The organism is Streptomyces sp. NPDC001880 (genome assembly GCF_053594575.1).
Window position 1 is genome coordinate 14696 of record NZ_JBSFET010000067.1, and the last position, 18942, is coordinate 33637.

Annotated in this window: 9 protein-coding genes and 2 pseudogenes; 9 read left to right on the forward strand and 2 right to left on the reverse strand. The window is 70.3% G+C overall.

Going from position 1 to position 18942, the window contains the following annotated elements; genetic code table 11:
* Nucleotides 1-45 precede the first annotated feature (45 nt).
* The 8 genes and pseudogenes from ACWCQ6_RS27085 (at nucleotide 46) to ACWCQ6_RS27120 (ending at nucleotide 16061) form a co-directional block, all read left to right on the forward strand.
* Nucleotides 46-1320, forward strand: a complete 1275-nt coding sequence (locus tag ACWCQ6_RS27085; protein WP_451093449.1) for an extracellular solute-binding protein — start codon at nucleotides 46-48, stop codon at nucleotides 1318-1320.
* A 19-nt stretch (nucleotides 1321-1339) separates the two neighbouring features.
* Complete coding sequence (locus ACWCQ6_RS27090; protein ID WP_451093451.1) at nucleotides 1340-2356, forward strand: carbohydrate ABC transporter permease; 1017 nt, start codon at nucleotides 1340-1342, stop codon at nucleotides 2354-2356.
* Nucleotides 2350-3228 (forward strand): sugar ABC transporter permease, encoded by an 879-nt coding sequence (locus ACWCQ6_RS27095; RefSeq protein ID WP_451093465.1) that lies wholly within the window; start codon nucleotides 2350-2352, stop codon nucleotides 3226-3228. Before ACWCQ6_RS27090 ends, ACWCQ6_RS27095 begins: the two co-directional genes overlap by 7 nt.
* Before the next feature lie 304 nt (nucleotides 3229-3532).
* Nucleotides 3533-5260 carry a glycoside hydrolase family 13 protein gene (locus tag ACWCQ6_RS27100; RefSeq protein ID WP_451093453.1) on the forward strand — a complete coding sequence of 576 codons (1728 nt, stop codon included), beginning with the start codon at nucleotides 3533-3535 and terminating at the stop codon, nucleotides 5258-5260.
* Entirely contained in the window at nucleotides 5245-6405 is a 1161-nt protein-coding gene (locus ACWCQ6_RS27105; RefSeq protein WP_451093455.1) for a LacI family DNA-binding transcriptional regulator, read from the forward strand. Before ACWCQ6_RS27100 ends, ACWCQ6_RS27105 begins: the two co-directional genes overlap by 16 nt.
* A gap of 356 nt (nucleotides 6406-6761) precedes the next feature.
* Nucleotides 6762-8150: pseudogene (locus ACWCQ6_RS27110) on the forward strand (alpha-amylase); the annotation flags it as partial.
* 370 nt (nucleotides 8151-8520) lie between these two features.
* Nucleotides 8521-13836 (forward strand): pullulanase-type alpha-1,6-glucosidase, encoded by a 5316-nt coding sequence (gene pulA, locus ACWCQ6_RS27115; RefSeq protein ID WP_451093457.1) that lies wholly within the window; start codon nucleotides 8521-8523, stop codon nucleotides 13834-13836.
* Nucleotides 13837-14024: 188 nt separating this feature from the next.
* Nucleotides 14025-16061, forward strand: a complete 2037-nt coding sequence (locus ACWCQ6_RS27120) for an ATP-binding protein (protein ID WP_451093459.1) — start codon at nucleotides 14025-14027, stop codon at nucleotides 16059-16061.
* 246 nt (nucleotides 16062-16307) lie between these two features.
* Here ACWCQ6_RS27120 and ACWCQ6_RS27125 read toward each other — a convergent pair whose 3' ends face one another.
* Nucleotides 16308-17030 carry a TetR/AcrR family transcriptional regulator gene (locus tag ACWCQ6_RS27125; RefSeq protein WP_451093467.1) on the reverse strand — a complete coding sequence of 241 codons (723 nt, stop codon included), beginning with the start codon at nucleotides 17028-17030 and terminating at the stop codon, nucleotides 16308-16310.
* An 822-nt stretch (nucleotides 17031-17852) separates the two neighbouring features.
* Between ACWCQ6_RS27125 and ACWCQ6_RS27130 the strand changes: the two genes are divergently transcribed.
* The gene (locus tag ACWCQ6_RS27130; RefSeq protein WP_451093461.1) at nucleotides 17853-18566 is read left to right on the forward strand and encodes an AfsR/SARP family transcriptional regulator; all 714 of its coding nucleotides are present in this window, start codon (nucleotides 17853-17855) and stop codon (nucleotides 18564-18566) included.
* A gap of 132 nt (nucleotides 18567-18698) precedes the next feature.
* Here the strand turns inward: ACWCQ6_RS27130 and ACWCQ6_RS27135 are convergent.
* A pseudogene (locus ACWCQ6_RS27135) lies at nucleotides 18699-18942 on the reverse strand (hypothetical protein); the annotation flags it as partial.

Here is an 18942-nt window from a genome sequence, read left to right on the forward strand (position 1 = left end):
GACCCGGCGCCGCGACGGAGCGGTACGGCAGTTGAAGGAGTTCAGATGCGACGTGGCATAACGGCCACCGCCCTGGTCGCGGCCCTGGCGCTCGCGGCGACCGCCTGCGGCAGCGACAACGAGTCCGACGGCACGAGCAAGAGCTCGGGCGAGCTCTCCGGCACGGTGACGTGGTGGGACACCTCCACCGCGGGCAGCGAGGACAAGGTCTTCAAGAAGATCGCCGAGGACTTCACCAAGAAGCACCCGAAGGTCCAGGTCAAGTACGTCAACGTGCCGTTCGGCGACGCGCAGAACAAGTTCAAGAACGCGGCCCAGTCCGGCTCCGACGCCCCCGACGTCATCCGCTCCGAGGTCGCCTGGACCCCCGAGTTCGCCGATCTCGGCTACCTGGCCCCGCTCGACGGCACGGCCGCGCTGAAGGACTCGGGCGACTTCCTGAAGCAGGCCGCCGCGTCCACCGAGTACAAGGGCAAGACGTACGCGGTGCCGCAGGTCATCGACTCCATGGGCATCTTCTACAACAAGAAGATCTTCAAGGAGGCCGGTGTCGAGGTCCCCAAGACCGTCGACGAGCTGAAGAGCGTCTCCAAGAAGATCAAGGACAAGACCGGCAAGACCGGTATGTACCTGCGTGGCGACGACGCCTACTGGTTCCTCTCCTTCCTGTACGGCGAGGGCGGCGACATGGTCGAGCCCTCCGCCAAGTCCGTCACCATCGACAACCCCCAGGGCGTCAAGGCGATGAAGGTCGTCAAGGACCTCGTCGACTCGGGTGCCGCCAAGACCGATGCCACGGACGGCTGGGAGAACATGCAGGCGTCCTTCAAGGACGGCAAGGTCGCCATGATGATCAACGGCCCCTGGGCCGTCGCCGACACCTACGCCGGCAAGGAGTTCAAGGACAAGGCCAACCTGGGCGTCGCCCCGGTCCCGGCCGGCTCCGCCGCGCAGGGCGCCCCGCAGGGCGGTCACAACCTCGCCGTCTACGCGGGCTCCAAGAACCTCGACGCCTCCTACGCCTTCGTCGACTACATGACGTCCGCCGAGACCCAGGCCAAGGTCACCAAGGAGCTGAGCCTCCTGCCGACCCGCACCTCCGCCTACGCCCGGCAGGACGTCGTCGACAACGAGATCGTCGGCTTCTTCAAGCCCGTCGTCGAGACCGCCGTCGAGCGCCCCTGGATCCCGGAGACCGGCAGCCTCTTCGCCCCGCTCGTCACCGAGTACACCAAGGTCCTCACCGGCCAGACCTCGCCGGAGAAGGCCGTCAAGACGACCGGCGACTCCTACCGCAAGCTCCTCAAGGGCTGGAAGTAACAGGAAGGCAGGCCGGCTGATGGCTGTCCACACCAGCCAGTCGGTGGTGAAGGCCGCGGGCGACGACGTCGCCCGCGGCCGGAGCCGCGGTACTGGCAACCCACCGCCGCCGAGCAGGATCCGACGGGCCCTGTCGACCCACTGGTACGCCTGGACCATGGTTGCCCCGGTCGTCGTCGTGATCGGCGTGATCATCGGGTATCCACTGGTCCGCGGCATCTACCTGTCGATGACCGACGCCAACGAGCGCAACGTCGAACGGTCCATCGGCGTCAACCACATGCCCGCCACGTACGAGTTCGTGGGCCTGGACAACTACGCCGACGCCCTCACGGGCGACCAGTTCCTCGGCACGCTCGGCTGGACCCTGGTGTGGACGGTCTCCTGTGTGGCCATCACCTTCTGCCTCGGCATGGCCCTCGCCAACATCCTCAACCGCCGCATCGCCGGCCGCTCCGCGTACCGGATGGCGCTCATCCTGCCCTGGGCCATCCCCGGCTTCGTCTCCGTCTTCGCCTGGCGCTTCCTCTACAACGAGGACCGCGGGCTGCTCAACAAGATCCTCTCCGGCGGGGGGATCGACGGCATACCGTGGCTGAACGACCCCACCTGGGCGAAGTTCTCCGTCATCGCCGTCAACGTCTGGCTCGGTGTGCCGTTCATGATGGTCGCCCTGCTCGGCGGGCTGCAGTCGATCCCCGGCGAGCACTACGAGGCCGCCGAGATGGACGGCGCCACCGCTTGGCAGCGCTTCCGCCACATCACGCTGCCCGGACTGCGGCCGGTCTCCACCACGGTGATCCTGCTCTCCACCATCTGGACCTTCAACATGTTCCCGGTGATCTTCCTGCTGACCCGCGGCGGACCCGGGGAGGCCACCCAGATCCTGGTGACCCAGGCGTACAAGTTCTCCTTCGAGATCAGCCCGCGCGACTTCGCACAGTCCTCCACCTGGGGCGTACTGATCCTCGTACTCCTGCTGATCTTCGCCGCCGTCTACCGGCGAGTCCTGCGCACCCAGGGAGACGACTGGTGACCACCGCCCCCGCAACCGCCGCCCCCGCCGCACGCAAGGTCCGGCTGCGCGGCGAGCGTTCGCCGATCGCCTCCGTCGCGCTGCACCTCACGCTCATCGTGGCGTCCGTGATCGCCGTCTTCCCCGTACTGTGGGTCCTGCTCACCTCGCTGAAGCCCGCCGCGTACGCCACCACCACGGACTTCTTCAAAGAGACGACGTTCCAGAACTACACGAACCTGATCCAGAACACGAAGTTCCTCACCTGGTTCGGCAACTCCCTGCTCGTCGCGGGGCTCACCACGCTCCTCGGTGTCATCGTCTCCGCCTCCACCGGCTACGCCGTCAGCCGCTTCCGCTTCCCCGGCAAGCGCGGGCTGATGTGGACGCTCCTGGTCACCCAGATGTTCCCGGTGGCCGTCCTCATCGTGCCGATCTACAACATCATGGCGGGCATGGGGCTGCTGAATCAGCCGGCCGGTCTCGTCATCACCTACCTCACCATCTCGGTCCCGTTCTGCGCCTGGATGATGAAGGGCTTCTTCGACACCATCCCGCGCGAGATCGACGAGTCGGGCCAGGTCGACGGTCTCACCCCGTTCGGCACGTTCTGGCGGCTCGTCCTGCCGCTCGCCAAGCCCGGCCTCGCCGTCACGGCGTTCTACTCCTTCATCACCGCCTGGGGCGAAGTGGCGTACGCCTCCGCCTTCATGGTCGGTGAGGACAACCTCACCCTCGCGGGCGGACTGCAGCTCTTCGTCAACCAGTACGGAGCCCAGTGGGGGCCGATGACCGCGGCGTCCGTGCTGATCGCGATACCCGCGGCCCTGGTCTTCCTCTTCGCCCAGCGCCACCTGGTCACCGGCATGTCCGCCGGAGCCGTCAAGGGCTGAGGGGCTGTCGGGTGACCTTTGACCGGGCGGCCACGCCCCGGCACGCACGCTTCCCGCGTTGCCGTCGGGGCCGGGACTCCTTCCCCGAGCTCTCGGCTCCGCTCAAGGAGGGCAGCCCCCGTCCGCCCGACTCCTCCGCCTCGGAATCGCACGCACCGGACCGCGTCCGCGTCCCGATCCGAGGGCACCCGACAGCCTCTGAGCCGGCACACCCCGCACGACCCGCACGCACCAAGTCACGGCGGCCACCGGTGTCCCGACCCGGTCCCGGTGCCGCCTCCCACCCCGACACCTCAGGGACGACATGACCCAGCACCTCGCTGCCCCCACCACCGGCACGTCCGGCGACGCTCCGGCCCACCAGACCGGCTGGTGGCAGGACGCGGTGATCTACCAGGTCTACCCACGGAGCTTCGCCGACGGCAACGGCGACGGCATGGGCGATCTCGCAGGCGTACGCGGCAGACTCCCCTATCTCAAGGACCTCGGTGTGGACGCGGTCTGGCTCAGCCCGTTCTACGCCTCCCCGCAGGCCGACGCGGGCTACGACGTCGCCGACTACCGTGCCATCGACCCGGTGTTCGGCACGCTGCTGGACGCCGACGCGCTGATCCGGGACGCCCACGGCCTGGGCCTGCGGATCATCGTGGACCTGGTGCCCAACCACTCCTCCGACCAGCACGAGTGGTTCAAGCGCGCGCTCGCCGAAGGCCCCGGCTCCGCGCTGCGTCAGCGCTACCACTTCCGCCCCGGCAAGGGCACGGACGGCGAACTGCCGCCCAACGACTGGGAGTCCATCTTCGGTGGCCCCGCCTGGACCCGGACCACCGACCCTGACGGCACCCCGGGCGACTGGTACCTCCACCTCTTCGCGCCCGAGCAGCCCGACTTCAACTGGGAGCACCCGGCCGTCGCCGACGAGTTCCGCTCGATCCTGCGCTTCTGGCTCGACATGGGCGTCGACGGCTTCCGGGTCGATGTCGCCCACGGCCTCGTCAAGGCCGCCGGCCTGCCCGACCTCGGCAGCCACGACCAGCTCAAGCTGCTCGGCAACGACGTCATGCCGTTCTTCGACCAGGACGGGGTGCACGAGATCTACCGCTCCTGGCGCACCATCCTCGACGAGTACCCCGAGAAGAAGGGGCCCGAAGGGCCTTCGCCGGATGGGCGGTGGTGGGCGACGGGCGGGCGCGTCCTCGTCGCCGAGGCATGGACCCCCACGGTCGAGCGCACCGCCAACTACGTACGCCCCGACGAGATGCACCAGGCGTTCAACTTCCAGTACCTCTCCACCGCCTGGGACGCGGCCGAGCTCCGCAAGGTCATCGACACCTCGCTCGACGCGATGCGCCCGGTCGGCGCCCCCACCACCTGGGTGCTCTCCAACCACGACGTGACCCGGCACGCCACCCGGTTCGCCAACCCGCCCGGCCTCGGCACCCAGATCCGCGAGGCCGGCGACCGCGAGCTGGGCCTGCGCCGGGCCCGCGCCGCCACCCTGCTGATGCTGGCACTGCCCGGCTCCGCCTACGTCTACCAGGGCGAGGAGCTCGGTCTGCCCGACGTCACCGACCTGCCCGACGAGGTCCGTCAGGATCCGTCGTTCTTCCGCGCGGAGGGCCAGGACGGCTTCCGCGACGGCTGCCGGGTGCCGATCCCGTGGACCCGCGACGGCAGCTCGTACGGCTTCGGCGACGGCGGCAGCTGGCTGCCCCAGCCGGACGGCTGGGGCGAGCTGAGCGTCCAGGCGCAGACCGGCGCGGCCGGCTCGACGCTGGAGCTCTACCGGTCCGCGATCGCTGCCCGCCGGGCGCACCCGGGGCTCGGCGCCGGAACGGCGGTGGAATGGCTCAAGGCCCCTGAGGGGCTGCTGATCTTCGCCCGCCCCGGCTTCGTCTGCACCGTCAACACGACGGGCCGCCCGGTGCGCATCCCGGTGCGCGGCACCGTCCTGGTGTCCAGCAGCCCGGTCGTCACCGACGGCGCCGAGATCGAGCTGCCCGCGGACACCACGGTGTGGTGGACGGTGTGACCGTCCCCCTGCCCAGGACCACCCATCCGGACGAGCCGGGCAAGATCCGGAAGGGAGGCCCCGGGGCCGGCGGTGCGCCGAGGCTCTCGGACATCGCCGGTCAGGCAGCGGTCAGCGAGGCGACCGTCAGCCGGGTGCTCAACGGGAAACCCGGCGTGGCGGACCCCACCCGGCAGCGGGTGCTCGCGGCGCTGGACATTCTCGGTTACGAACGTCCCGTGCGGCTGCGCAGGCGCAGCGCCGGGCTGATCGGACTGGTGACGCCCGAGCTCACCAACCCGATCTTCCCGGCGTTCGCGCAGTCCGTCGAGCAGGTGCTGGCCGGGCACGGTTACACCCCGGTGCTCTGCACCCAGCTGCCCGGCGGCGCCACCGAGGACGAGCTCGTCGAGCAGCTCGTCGAGCGCGGCGTCGGCGGGATCGTCTTCATCTCCGGGCTGCACGCCGACATGTCGGCCGACCCGGCCCGCTATGCCGCGCTCACCGAACGCGGCGTTCCGTTCGTCCTGATCAACGGCTACAACGAACGGATCAGCGCCCCGTTCGTCTCGCCGGACGACTCCGCCGCCGTGCGCATGGCCGTCGGGCACCTCGCCGAGCTCGGCCACAGCAGGATCGGTCTGGCGATCGGGCCGCAGCGCTATGTGCCGTCCCGCCGCAAGCGCGAGGGCTTCCTGGACGCCTCGGTGAACCTGCTGGGCCTGGAGCGCACCGAGGCCGAACTCCTCGTCTGCCCCACGTTGTTCAGCGTCGAGGGCGGCCAGGTCGCGGCGGGTGCGCTGCTCGACCAGGGGTGTACGGGCATCGTCTGCGGCAGTGACCTGATGGCGCTGGGTGTGGTGCGTGCGGCCCGGGAACGCGGGCTCGGTGTGCCGCGCGAGGTGTCGGTGGTGGGCTTCGACGATTCGCAGCTCGTCGCGTTCACCGATCCGCCGCTGACGACGGTGCGTCAGCCCGTGCAGGCGATGGCGGCGGCAGCGGTGAGCGCCCTGCTGGAGGAGATCGGCGGCAGTCCGGTGCAGCGTACGGAGTACGTGTTCCAGCCGGAGCTGGTGGTACGGGGATCCACCGCGGCGATCCGGGGAGCCTCTGAGGCCCGCGGGCCGGTCCGGGCGTACAGGAGAGGCACCGGGAGTCGGCCCTGAATGGGCCGGCGGGGAGCGGGCGATTCCGGGTGCCTCTCTTGTCGCGACCGGCCCGGTCGGCCGGGCGCGTGGGGTCCGGGGTCGCCGGAACCCCGGCCGACCGGACCGGAGTCGGGAGGAACTTAACAGCACTGCAATGTTTTGCGTAAGTGCTTGCAGGAAGAAAACTGCCGTATTTCCTGGATGTGAGCGGGCGGTGTCCAAAGGGTTGACCAGGGACTGACGGGCTCGTACGGTCGGCGTCGCGGCAAGGTTTGCATTCTTGCAGCAAGAACCTTCAGGAGCCTTGAAGGCAGGGCGCGTTGCCATGTGAGGCTGCACCGTCACCCGCATTTCCCCCCACAGCAGGAGGAAGCATGGCACGCAGACCACTGTCCGCGGCGCTCGCCCTGGCATCAGGCGTCGCCGCCCTCGTGGCCCCCACCTCGACCGCCCAGGCCGCCGCCCCCGGAGACAAGGACGTCACCGCCGTTCTCTTCGAGTGGAAGTTCGACTCCGTGGCCAGGGCGTGCACGGATTCGCTCGGCCCGGCCGGCTACGGCTACGTGCAGGTCTCGCCGCCCCAGGAGCACATACAGGGCAGCCAGTGGTGGACCTCGTACCAGCCCGTCAGCTACCGGATCGCCGGACGGCTCGGCGACCGCGCCTCCTTCGCCAACATGATCAGCACGTGCCACAGCGCCGGCGTCAAGGTGGTCGCCGACTCGGTCATCAACCACATGTCGGCCGGATCGGGCACCGGCACCGGCGGCTCCTCGTACACCAAGTACGACTACCCCGGTGTCTACTCCGCCGCCGACATGGACGACTGCACCGCGCAGATCAGCAACTACCAGGACCGCGCCAACGTCCAGAACTGCGAACTCGTCGGCCTCGCCGACCTGGACACCGGCGAGGACTGGGTACGCGGCCGGATCGCCGCCTACCTGGACGACCTGCGTTCCCTGGGTGTGGACGGCTTCCGGATCGACGCGGCCAAGCACATGCCCGCCGCCGACCTGGCGGACATCAAGTCACGGCTGAGCGACCCGGACGTCCACTGGAAGCAGGAGGCGATATACGGCGCGGGCGAGGCCGTCCAGCCCGACGAGTACACCGGCACCGGGGACGTCCAGGAATTCCGCTACGCCCGTGGCCTCAAGCAGGTCTTCAACAACGAGAACCTCGCCCATCTGAAGAACTACGGCGAGGGCTGGGGCTTCATGCCCTCGTCGAAGGCCGCGGTCTTCGTCGACAACCACGACACCGAGCGCGGCGGCGACACGCTGAACTACAAGGACGGCGCCACCTACACCCTCGCCCAGGTCTTCATGCTGGCCTGGCCGTACGGCTCGCCCGATGTCCACTCCGGCTACGAGTGGTCCGACAAGGACGCGGGCCCGCCGGGCGGCGGAACGGTGAACGCCTGTTACAGCGACGGATGGAAGTGCCAGCACGCCTGGCCCGAGATCTCCTCCATGGTCGGCTTCCGCAACACGGCGCGCGGCGAGTCCGTCACCGACTGGTGGGACGACGGCGGGGACCGGATCGCGTTCGGCCGCGGCTCCAAGGCGTACGTCGCGATCAACCACGAGGGCTCCTCGCTGACCCGTACGTTCCAGACCTCGCTGCCCGCCGGTGACTACTGCGACATCCAGTCCGGCAACGGCGTCACGGTGAACGGCTCGGGCCGGTTCACCGCGACCCTGGGCGCGAACACGGCGGTGGCGCTCCAGGTGAACGCCCGTACCTGCGCGACCGCCGGCTGACCCGTACGACCGGTCCCACAGGGAACCCGGGGTCCGGGGACGCATCGGGGCGTCTCCTCGGGTGACGCGGACGCACCGCACGCAGTGCTCCTGCCGCTTCACGCTTCGGCGATCGCCCCGATGCGTCCCCTCCCGGTGCACCGCCGTCCGATCGCGGCGCCCCCGGCCCGTGATGTGCGGCGACCGGGGGCGGGGACGTACCAGGACGATCCCCGCAGGACGACGCAGTGATGAAGCGGCTCACGCGCGGGTGCCGGACGAGTCTGCGTCGTCCGAGGAGACGCCCTGGCGGGCCCCGCCCCACCCCGCACCCGACCATCCCACCCACCCCCGAGAACCCCCACCCGCACACAAGGAGACCCAGCCCGTGTCCCGTTCCACCCTCAGACGTGGAGCCGTCGCCGCACTCTGCGCGGCGCTCCTCCCCGTCGTCCCGGCGGCAACCGCGTCCGCCGCGCCGAGGCCCCCTGGCCCGCCCTCGGACGCCCGGCTGGCCGCCGAACCCGCACGCCACGATCTGACGCGCGAACAGTTCTACTTCGTCATGCCCGACCGGTTCGCGAACGGAGACGCCTCCAACGACCGCGGCGGGCTCACCGGTTCACGCCTGGACACCGGCTACGACCCCACGGACAAGGGCTTCTACCAGGGCGGTGACCTCAAGGGCCTGACCGACCGGCTCGACTACGTCAAGGGCCTCGGCACCACCGCCATCTGGCTCGCCCCGATCTTCAAGAACCGCCCCGTCCAGGGCACGGAGAAGGACGCCTCGGCCGGCTACCACGGCTACTGGATCACCGACTTCACACAGGTCGACCCGCACTTCGGCACCAACGCCGACCTGTCGAAGCTGATCGACAGGGCCCACGCCAAGGGCATGAAGGTCTTCTTCGACGTCATCACCAACCACACCGCGGACACCGTCGACTACGCCGAGAAGGCCTACGGCTACCGGCCGAAGGGCGCCTACCCGTACCTGGACAAGGACGGCCGCCCGTTCGACGACGCCAAGGGCCTGGCGAAGGTGGACGCGGACTCGTTCCCGTACACCCCGAAGAACACCGGGACCAAGGTCCCCTCCTGGCTCAACGACCCGACGATGTACCACAACCGCGGCGACTCGACCTTCGCCGGCGAGTCCGCCGCCTACGGCGACTTCTCAGGGCTGGACGACCTGTGGACCGAGCGGCCCGAGGTCGTCTCCGGCATGGAGAAGATCTATAAGAAGTGGGTCCGGGACTTCGGCATCGACGGCTTCCGGATCGACACCGTCAAACACGTAGACCTGGACTTCTGGACCCAGTGGGCGACCGCCCTGGACACCTACGCGGCCGAGCACGGCCGCGAGGACTTCTTCATGTTCGGCGAGGTCTACTCCGCCGACACCGCCGTCACCTCGCCCTACGTCACCCGGGGCCGGCTCGACGCCACGCTCGACTTCCCCTTCCAGGAGGCGGCACGCCAGTACGCCTCGCAGGGTGCCCCGGCCGCGAAGCTCGCAGCGGTCTTCGGTGACGACTACCGCTACACCACCGACAGGGCCAACGCCTACGAACAGGTGACCTTCCTCGGCAACCACGACATGGGCCGCATCGGGGCGTTCCTGAAGCAGGACAACCCGAAGGCCGGCGATGCGGAACTCGTCCGGCGCGCGGAGCTCGCCAACGAGCTGATGTTCCTCGGCCGCGGGAACCCCGTCGTCTACTACGGCGACGAGCAGGGCTTCACCGGCGCGGGCGGCGACCGGGACGCCCGGCAGACCATGTTCGCCTCGAAGACCGCCGACTACCTCGACGACGACGAACTGGGCACCGACCGCACCCACGCCGCCGACGCCTACGACACGAAGCACCCGCTGTACCGGAACATTGCCGCGCTCTCCGAACTCACCAGGAAGCACCCGGCGCTGCGCGACGGTGTCCAGACCGAGCGGTACGCACAGGGCTCCGTCCACGCCTTCTCCCGCACGGACCCCGAGAAGCCGTACGAGTACCTCGTGGCCGCCAACAACGCCGCCGCCCCGAGCACCGTCGAGCTGCCCACCGCATCGGCCGGCATGGACTTCCGTACGCTGTACGGCGGTTCGGCCACCATCCGCAGCGGCGCCGACAAGAAGATCACCGTCACCGTGCCCGCCCTCTCCAGCCTCGTGCTGCGCGCCCACAAGCCGATGGGCGCTCCCGCCACCAAGCCCTCGATCACCCTGAAGGCACCCGCCGCCGGAGCAACCGGCACCGTGGAGCTCTCCGCCGACGTGGACGGCGGGCAGCTGAACCGCGTGGTCTTCGCCGCACAGACCGGCAACGGCAAGTGGGTCACGCTCGGTTCGGCCGACCACGCCCCGTACAAGGTCACCCAGCACCTGGACGACAAGGTGGCGGCCGGAACGCCGCTGCGCTACAAGGCGGTCGTCGTCGACCGCGCCGGCCGCACCGCGAGCGCCCTCGCCGCGACCACCGCGGGACAGGCCCCGGCCGAAACGAAGCCGGTGGCCGTCCAGCGCGACTACGCCGTGGTCCACTACAAGCGCGCGGACGGCGACTACGACGGCTGGAAGCTCAGGTCCGGCGACACGACAGCCGGCTTCACCGGGCGCGACGCCTACGGGGCCTTCGCCTGGCTCGAACTCGACGAGGGCGCGTCCACCGTCCCGTACACCGTCGAGAAGGACGGCACCGCCGACGGGCCGCAGCGAACCGTCGAACTCGCCAGGACCGGACAGGTCTGGATCGAGCAGGGCGAGGACGGCCAGGCCGACACGGCCCCCGACGGCGCCTACCCGCCGCAGGACACCACCAAGGCCGTACTGCACTACTACCGGCCCGACGGCGACTACGACGGCTGGGGGCTGCACACCTGGACCGGCGCCAAGGACCCCACCGACTGGGCCGAGCCGCTCCAGCCGGTGAAGAAGGACGCCTCCGGCGTCACCTTCGAGGTGCCGCTCACCGACGGCGCCACCTCGCTCAGCTACATCCTGCACAAGGGTGACGAGAAGGACCTCCCCAGCGACCAGTCGCTCGACATCGCCACCTACGGGCACGAGGTCTGGATGCTCGGCGCCACGCCCGGCTACCTGCTGCCCCAGGCCGGCGGCGTGCCCGCCCCCGACCTCGGCAGGGCCGAGGCGCGGTGGATCGACGCCGACACCGTCGTATGGAAGGTGAAGGCAACCGGGGCCACCAGCCAGCAGCTCGTGTACGCACCACGCGGCGGGATCTCCGTCGTCGACGGGGCGCTCTCCGACGAGGGCCGGTGGCTGCGGCTCACTCCCTCCGCGCTGACCGACGCACAGAAGGCGAAGCACCCGAACCTCAAGGACTACCCGGCGTTCACCGTCGACGTCCGGGACCGGGACCGGGTCCGTGACGCGCTGCGCGGCCAGCTGATCGCCACCCAGCGCGCCGCCAACGGCGCCCTGCTCGCGGCCACCGGCGTGCAGAGCGCGGGCGTGCTCGACGACCTGTACGGGAAGAACGCGGCCGGGGCCTCGCTCGGCCCGGTCTTCGACCACCGCGGCCGCCCCACCCTGTCCGTCTGGGCACCCACCGCGCGTACCGTCGCCCTCGAACTCGACGGGAAGAACGTCCCGATGCGGCGCGACGACCGCACGGGCGTCTGGTCCGTCACGGGCACGGGGCAGTGGAAGGGCAAGCCCTACCGCTACGTGGTGGACGTCTGGGCGCCCACCGTCCGGAGGATGGTCACCAACAAGGTCACCGACCCCTACTCCACCGCCCTGACCACGGACTCCGCGCGCAGCCTCGTCGTCGACCTCGACGACCCGGCCCTCGCCCCGAAGGGCTGGTCCGGACTGCGCAAGCCCGCCGCCGTGCCGCTGCGCGACGCCCAGATCCAGGAGCTGCACATCCGCGACTTCTCGATCGCGGACCGCACTTCGAAGCACCCCGGCGAGTACCTCGCCCTCACCGACACCGGCTCCGACGGGATGAAGCACCTCAAGCGGCTCGCGGACTCCGGCACCTCCTACGTCCATCTGCTGCCCGCCTTCGACATCGGCACCATTCCCGAGAAGAGGTCCGCACAGCAGAAACCGGCCTGCGACCTGTCGGTGTACGCCCCCGACTCCGGGGAACAGCAGGCCTGCGTGGCGAAGGCCGCGGCGAAGGACGGCTTCAACTGGGGCTACGACCCGCTGCACTACACCGTCCCGGAGGGCTCCTACGCCTCCGACCCGGACGGCACCCGGCGCACCGTCGAGTTCCGGCAGATGGTGCAGGGGCTGAACGGCGCGGGGCTGCGCACCGTCATGGACGTCGTCTACAACCACACCGTCGCCTCCGGCCAGGACGACAAGTCCGTACTCGACCGGATCGTGCCCGGCTACTACCAGCGGCTGCTGGACGACGGCACCGTCGCCACCTCCACCTGCTGCGCCAACACGGCACCCGAGAACACCATGATGGGCAAGCTGGTCGTCGAATCGGTCGTCACCTGGGCCAAGGAGTACAAGGTCGACGGCTTCCGCTTCGACCTGATGGGCCACCACCCCAAGGCCAACATCCTCGCCGTCCGCAAGGCGCTGGACGCGCTGACCCCGGCGAAGGACGGCGTCGACGGGAAGAAGATCATCCTGTACGGGGAGGGCTGGAACTTCGGCGAGATCGCCGACGACGCCCGCTTCGTCCAGGCCACCCAGAAGAACATGGCCGGCACCGGCATCGCCACCTTCTCCGACCGGGCCCGCGACGCCGTACGGGGCGGCAGCCCCTTCGACGAGGACCCGGGCGTGCAGGGCTTCGCCACCGGTCTCTACACCGACCCCAACACCTCGGCCGGCAACGGGACGCGGGCCGAACAGAAGGCCCGGCTGCTGCACTACCAGGACCTGATCAAGGTCGGACTCACCGGCAACCTCGCCGACTACACCTTCACCGACTCCGCCGGGAACACGGTCAAGGGCTCCGGCGTCGACTACAACGGCGCCCCCGCCGGATACGCCGCCGCCCCCGGCGACGCCCTCGCCTACGCGGACGCCCACGACAACGAGTCGCTCTACGACGCGCTCGCCTTCAAACTCCCGGCGGGCACCTCGGCGGCCGACCGGGCCCGCGCGCAGGTCCTGGCCATGGCGACGGCCACCCTCTCGCAGGGGCCCTCGCTCTCCCAGGCGGGCACCGACCTGCTGCGTTCCAAGTCCCTGGACCGCAACTCGTACGACAGCGGCGACTGGTTCAACGCCCTGCACTGGGACTGCCGCGACGGCAACGGCTTCGGCCGCGGACTGCCGCCGGCCGCCGACAACGAGACCAAGTGGTCCTACGCCGAGCCGCTGCTGGCCGACGCCGCACTCCGCCCCGGCTGCGCGCAGATCGACGGCGCGTCCGCCGCGTACCGGGACCTGCTCACCATCCGCTCCACGGAGCAGGACTTCGGTCTCTCCACCACCGAGCAGGTGCAGTCCGCCCTGTCCTTCCCGCTCTCCGGCAAGGACGAGAAGCCGGGCGTGATCACCATGCGGCTCGGGAAGCTGGTGGTCGTCCTCAACGCGGCCCCCGACACCGAGACCCAGACGGTACCCGGGCTGGCGGGGAAGGAGTACGCACTGCATCCGGTCCAGGCTGCGGGCGCGGATCCTACTGTCAAGAAGTCCTCGTACGAGAGGAGTTCGGGAAGGTTCACCGTCCCGGGTCGTACTGCGGCGGTGTTTGCCCTGAACTGAGCCATGACGGGACTACGGTGGGAGGCAGCAGCCGTCGGGGAATGCCGCAGCACCGCACCCCCGGCGCGCACTCCCACCCCCGGCCGGTCCCGGCCCCTTTCCGGTACGCCAGGCGTCCTCGTATGCCTGCTCCGTACCGGAACCAGGGGCCGGGACCGGCCGGTCCACCTGTTTCGGCGACGGTGACCATGGCGAGCAACATCCCCGAGGAGACAAGCAGCTTTGTCGGACGGAAAGCGGAACTTGCCAGGCTGGAGCACACACTCGCCACGCACCGGCTGACCACGCTCACCGGCAGCGGCGGCGTCGGCAAGACCAGGCTCGCCGTCCGCGCGGCCCGGCAGGCGGCTGCCGCCCACCGCGACGGCGCGTGGTGGGCGGACCTGTCACCGCTCCACGACGACGGACTGCTCATCGCGACCGTCTCCGACGCGGTCGGGCTCTCCGACCACACCCTGCGCATGCCCATCGACGCGCTGTGCGAATGGCTGGTCGACAAGGAACTGCTGCTGGTGCTCGACTCGTGCGAGCATCTGCGCTCCGCCTGCGCGCACCTGCTCGGCGAGATCCTCACCACGTCCCCCGGCCTCACCGTGCTCGCCACCAGCCGGCAGCCCCTGGACATCAGGGGCGAGCAGGTCGTCGAGGTGGACCCGCTGCCCGTCGAGGGCGCGGCCGACGCGCTGACGCTGTTCCGGGACCGGGCGGCCGCGGTGGCTCCGGGCCTCGCCCTCGACGAGCCGGGCAACGCGGAGGCCGCCGCCGAGATCTGCCGCCGCTTCGAAGGCATTCCGCTCGCCATCGAACTCGCGGCGGGAGCCCTCGGCCGGGGCACCGTCGAGCAGGTCGCCGCACGGATCAGATCCCGCTTCGACGTACCCGCCGACGCCTCGCTCCGGCCGCCGCGCCACCGCACCCTGCGCACCGCCATCGGCTGGAGCCATGAGCTGTGCACCCCGCTGGAACGGCTGCTCTGGGCCCGACTGACCGTCCTGCGCGGCGACTTCGACGAGGCCGCCGCCCGCGAGGTCTGCGCCGGGGGACCGCTCACCGCGGGCGGGGTGTCCCGGGCGCTGAACGGCCTGGTCGCCAAGTCCGTCGTCGGCCGGGACGGCGCACGGCACCGCATGCTCGACACCATCCGCGAGTACGGACGGATGTGGCTCGCCGAACTCGGCGAGGAACGGGCCGCCGCCGACCGGCACGCCGCCTGCTTCCTCGGCCTGGCCCGCAAGGCCCACGCCGGCTGGACCGGCGACGACCAGATCAGCTGGTACCACCGCATCGCCGAGGTGCATGCCGACCTCTGCGCCGCCCTCGACCACCTGTTGGCCCACGACGCCGAGGCCGCCCAGGAGATGGCGGGACGGATCGGCTTCTTCTGGTGCTGCTGCGGCCATCTTCCGCAGACCCGCGAGTACGCCCGGCGCGCCCTGGCCGCGGGACCGGCCGAGGGCCCCCATCGCACCCGCGCCCTGTGGGTGCTGGGCATCACCGTCATGCTCCAGGGCGACTATCCGGCCGCCCGCCGGCTGGGCCGGGAGTGCACCAGGGAGGCGGCGCGCGACGGCACCGACGAGGGCATCCTCGCCGCCGCCTATCTGTGCGGTCTCACCGATCTGATGACCGGCCGTCCCGAGGCGGGCCTGCGTGAGGTCGACCGGGTCCTGCGCTCGACCGGCACCGCCACCCCGCTGGAGAAGGCCTACCGGCTGCGGTGCCGGCTCATCACGGTCTTCGCCCTGACCGGGCTCGGCCGGCTGGACGAGGCCGCGGAGGCGGCCGCGGTCCTGCGCGCGGTCTGCGAGGCCCAGGACGAGTGCTGGACCCGCAGCTATGTCGACTACCAGCTCGCCCTGATCGCCCTGCTCCGGGGCGACGCCAAGACCTCCGCCGCCCACGCCCGCTCGATGCTCGCGGGCAAGCACCGCATGCGCGACAGCTTCGGCATCGCGCTGGGCCTGGACATCCTGGCCGCGGCGATGGCCGCCCAGGGCGCGGGCGCCCGCGCCGCCCGGGTGTACGGCACGGGACAGGTGTACTGGCGCATGGTCGGCCAGCCGCAACGCGGCACCCCGGAGCTGGCACCGCTGCGCGAGGCATGCGAACGCCAGGCCCGCGAGGCCGTCGGCGACGCGGCCTACCAGCGGGCCTTCGAACGGGGCCGGACGGACAACGCGGAAGTGGGCCTGGCCGCCGCACTCCAGGGCGAGCTGCTCATTTAGCGCGAGCCGGCCACGCCCCCGGAGCCGCCCAGGGCGTGTTTCGAAAGTGGCGTCGTCCGCCCGGAGGGCGGGGTCGAGAGCGTCCGGTGCGTGCGATCGCAAGACGGAGAGAAGAGAAAAGAGCGCAGCGGGCTGCGCCGACGACCGACAACGCGGCGAGCGATGGGGTCTCCCCTGCTCGAGCGAAGTTGAGAGCTTGGGGGAGTGCCGGACGTTCCCGGCCAGGCGGGACTTTCGAGACACGCCCTACGGCAGCCGCTGCGGGGGAACGGCCGGTACGGCGGGGGCCAGGGCGGAGAGCCGGTCCATCAGCTCGCCGAACGGCCCGTCCGCCGGCTCCTGGCCGAGTACCCGCAGCACGATGCCCGCCATCTCCGTGTTGTACGCGGCACTCACCGCCGCCAGCGCGGCGAAGTCGTGCACCAGCTGCAACTCCAGCTCCTCGCGCGGAATCCGCCGCCCGTCCAGCCAGATCAGCGCCGTCGACTCGGCCAGCGACACCCACGACCGCACGACCAGCTCCAGCCGCGCCGGGGGATTCTCGACCCCCAGATGGGCCAGGATCTGCTCGCAGGCGGCCTGCCGCACCCCGTCGATCATCGCGTTCGCGGTCGAGGACCCCACCGCGGGCCCGCCCCGCATCAGCGCCGAGAAGCCGGGCCCGTGCTCGTCGACGAAGTCGAAGAACCGGCGCATCACCCTCAACAGCCGGGTCCCGAGCGGGCCTTCGCGGGGTTCCACGAACCGGGCCGCCAACTCGTCGGCCGCCCGTCGCAGCGCGGCCTCGTACAGGCTCTGCTTGCCCGGGAAGTAGTGGTAGACCAAGGGCCGTGAGATCCCCGCGGCCGCCGCGATCTCGTCGATCGACACCTCGTCCGGGGTGCGGTGACTGAACAACTCCAGTGCGACACCGATCAATTGCTGTCTGCGCTCCTCGACGCCCATCCTGCGCCGCACCCCGGTCGTCATGGTGGACAGCGTACCGAGTGGAGCGGCGGGGGAGGGTCTGCGCACGGCCCCGGCCCCGCCGCTCCGGACCGGGCAGGCATCGGCCCTGTCGTCCCCCGGCACCCAGTGCAGAGGAGTCTTCTCCCAGGAGAAGGAGACCTTGCGGGCCTTGAGAGGCGTCCGCTCCGACACGAACGGCGCCGACTGCGTGTGTGACATGCGGTCAATGCACTGAGGGGCAGGTCGAGCCAACAGACACGTGCGGCGACTTTTTGACGCCCATGGCCGAGCCGGACCAGCCGCGGGTAGTGCTCGACGAGCGCCGCCCCGGCCTGCTCCCCGCCGGCGGGGGTGGCCGCGGAAGGTACTTTCTGGCAGTGGACGCACGTTCAGCAGAACGAGCGAATCGTGCGATGGTCACCCCGGCCACTCCGTGTGCGGCGCAACGGGCCGCCGTCTCAGCGCAGTTGCCGCCCGCTGAACCCGACCGCTCCGCGCTTCCCGCTCCCGCCGTTCGTCGCGCTCACGAAGGACTCCGCGTCCTGCGCCGCCGCTGTCGGCAAGCACGGCGACCGTGGCCACCGTCCGCCGGTACGACCCGTGCGCCATAACAGCGGAATCTCGGCCGAATGGCACCAATGCTTGGCCCCGATTTGGACAATTCGACAACTCTCGGGAGGTAGAGCAGCATGGCTAAGCGGGAGGTGTAAAGATCGCTGGCCCTCAGCAATGGCGGCGCGGCCAGGCGACGGGCGCCGGGTAGACCGACCCCCACGCGATCACAAAGCCATGAGCTCATATGATCTCGCTTTCTCTCCGCCGCCCACCAAGTCCGGGCCGTCCGTGAGCATCTCTCTTCTCGGCGGTTTCGACATCGTAGTCGGCGACGAACCAGTGACCGTCCCAGTCGGCTCGAAGCGACTACTGGCGTTCATTGCGCTAAACTACCGGGCCGCTGTCCCCCGAACTCTGGTCGCCGGGAGCCTTTGGCCCGATGCGTCCGAGCAAGGTGCCAACACGAACCTGCGGTCGGCATTGTCACGCCTCCAGGTACTGGGGAAGCAAGCGCTGAACATCTGCCCCGCCGAGTTGCGTCTCGCGCGGGAGGTCACCGTCGACCTGTACCTGGCTCGGTCGTTGGCCCAGCGAATCCTCGATCCCCATGTACCGGCCGAGAAACTCGGCCTCAATGCGGCGGCCGTCGACCAGTTGTCCGCCGAATTGCTGCCCGGCTGGTACGACGAGTGGATGTTGCCGGAGGCGGAGCAATGGCGGCAACTTCGACTCCACGCCCTTGAGGCACTCACGGGTGCTTTCATCGACACGAAGGAATTCGCCTGGGCCGTGACGGCCGCCCGTGCGGCCGTCCAAGCGGATCCGCTGCGTGAGAGCAGTCAGGCTTCGCTGATCCGAGCCCACCTGGCGGAGGACAATCGGTCCGAGGCGCTGTACGACTTCGAACGCTACGAGCAGCAGCTCCGCGACGAGCTGGGACTCCGACCCACACCGCGGCTGCGCCAGTTGATTTCCGAACTGCAGCGGTCGCGCCCCCGGTGACGGATCCCCCGGGCTGAAGGTTTACGTCGTAGCGTGGCCGGACTCGAATGGCGAAACCCGCCACTGTCCAGTGGCGGGTTCGCGCTACCGAGTTTGGTCGGCAGGTTTGGCGTGGTCAGCACGCGACAGAGGTCACGTCTGTGCGCCCTGCTGGAGCACGTCGCCGCCGCCGAAGCCACCGCCGGTCTGGGCACCTTGCTGGAGGACGTTGCCTGCGCCGGGGCCGGTCTGGGCACCTTGCTGGAGGACGTTGCCTGCGCCGGGGCCGGTCTGGGCGCCCTGCTGGAGGACGTTGCCTGCGCCGGGGCCGGTCTGGGCGCCCTGCTGGAGGACGTTGCCTGCGCCGGGGCCGGTCTGGGCGCCCTGCTGGAGGACG

Coding starts and splice junctions, on each gene's coding strand:
- ACWCQ6_RS27120 (WP_451093459.1), top strand. CDS start 14,025: ATGGCGAGCAACATCCCCGAGGAGACAAGCAGCTTTGTCGGACGGAAA.
- ACWCQ6_RS27125 (WP_451093467.1), bottom strand. CDS start 17,030: ATGACGACCGGGGTGCGGCGCAGGATGGGCGTCGAGGAGCGCAGACAG.
- ACWCQ6_RS27090 (WP_451093451.1), top strand. CDS start 1,340: ATGGCTGTCCACACCAGCCAGTCGGTGGTGAAGGCCGCGGGCGACGAC.
- ACWCQ6_RS27100 (WP_451093453.1), top strand. CDS start 3,533: ATGACCCAGCACCTCGCTGCCCCCACCACCGGCACGTCCGGCGACGCT.
- ACWCQ6_RS27085 (WP_451093449.1), top strand. CDS start 46: ATGCGACGTGGCATAACGGCCACCGCCCTGGTCGCGGCCCTGGCGCTC.